This is a genomic window from Corynebacterium sp. LK28 (assembly GCF_014335105.1).
Classification (GTDB): Bacteria; Actinomycetota; Actinomycetes; order Mycobacteriales; family Mycobacteriaceae; genus Corynebacterium; species Corynebacterium macclintockiae.
In genome coordinates this window covers 1-1,324 of record NZ_PDGZ01000021.1, presented here as the reverse complement: position 1 = coordinate 1,324, position 1,324 = coordinate 1, and the positions used below count along the sequence as shown (strand labels likewise).

Annotated in this window: 1 protein-coding gene; it reads right to left on the bottom strand. The window is 56.0% G+C overall.

Going from position 1 to position 1,324, the window contains the following annotated elements; translation table 11 throughout:
- Window positions 1-46: 46 nt before the first annotated feature.
- A protein-coding gene (locus CRD15_RS10035) for an IS3 family transposase (RefSeq protein ID WP_155269904.1) occupies window positions 47-1,263 on the bottom strand; the annotation gives its coding sequence in 2 pieces (ribosomal slippage) (window positions 47-1,002 and window positions 1,002-1,263; 1,218 coding nt in all).
- Between the last annotated feature and the right edge of the window lie 61 nt (window positions 1,264-1,324).

Below are 1,324 nucleotides of genomic sequence, written 5' to 3'. Positions count from 1 at the left end.
TGGGGTTGCCCGCAAATCGTGGACACGTAGTGGAGCTACCTAGTAGTTAGGCAGCTATTTCTTTTCTGTTGATGGTTGAACCGGTGTGGTTCTCGAAGTCGACGGGGCTGACCATCCCGAGGGCGGAGTGCCGACGCCGACGGTTGTAGACGACTTCAATCCAGTAGGCAACGGCCTTGCGCGCGGCATCACGGGTCGCCCAGCGCTTGCGGTCGTAAAACTCGGTTTTAAGCGTCGACCAGAACGACTCGGCCATCGCGTTATCGAAGCACACACCAGTACGCCCCACGGACTGAGCAATGCCCAGGCTGCGGCACACCTCCCAGAGCTTCTCGCTGGTGAATTGGGTTCCGCGGTCAGCGTGAAACACCAGTCCTTCAGGAACGTCACCGCGCAGCGTATGCGCCATCCGCAGGGCCCGCTCGACCAGGCGTGTGTCTTGAACGCTATCCATAGCCCAGCCCAGTACCCTGCGGGAATGGCCGTCGCGGACCGCGCACAAGTACAACCATCCTTCACCGGTGCGCAGATAGGTAATATCCGACATCCACACTCGGTTAAGCTCACCGGTATCAAACATGCGTTTAACCAGGTCAGGAAGCGTGGATTTACGCTTGGCTTGGATCGTTGTCACTGGAACGAAAGCACGCGGTGAAATCCCTTCAATGCCCATCATGCGCATCCGCTTCGCCACAGTCTTGCGATTCAATGTGATCTGGTAGCGCTCAGCGAGCTCTGCGGTGATCCGCGGAGCACCATAAACCTCATCGGAGTCTTTCCAAATCTGATGAATCTTTCGGTCAACGCCATCGTAAAATGCAGCACGATCATTTTCGCCGGATAGTCGTTTCTGCTGCGCATGGGCCCATTTGTAGTATCCAGACCGAGATACTTTTAATAGTCGTGCCATGCGTTTGATGCTGTAGTTCGCCTTCTCCTGCTGCATTAGTTCGAACTTTTCTGCTCGCGTTGCTTCGCGGCGAAGAAGGCTGTCGCTTTTGACAAAAACTCGTTATCCATCTTGGCTTCAGCCAACTCACGGCGCAGGCGAGCATTCTCAGCACGAAGATCAGCCTCACTCATCCCATCCGAGGCTCCTCGGCGTTCACGCTCGAGTTTGACCCAGCGGCCTAAAAGCCCGGCGGAAACACCGATCTCCTTAGCCACATGAGCGATCGGCCGCTCCGATTCGATTACCAGGTTCGCAGCTTCACGCCGGTACTCCGGCGTGTACTTCTTGCGCTGTTGACTCACAATGAACATCCTCTCCCACGGACACAAGATCCGTACAAGTAGGGTGTCCACTAAACGAGGGTAACCTCAG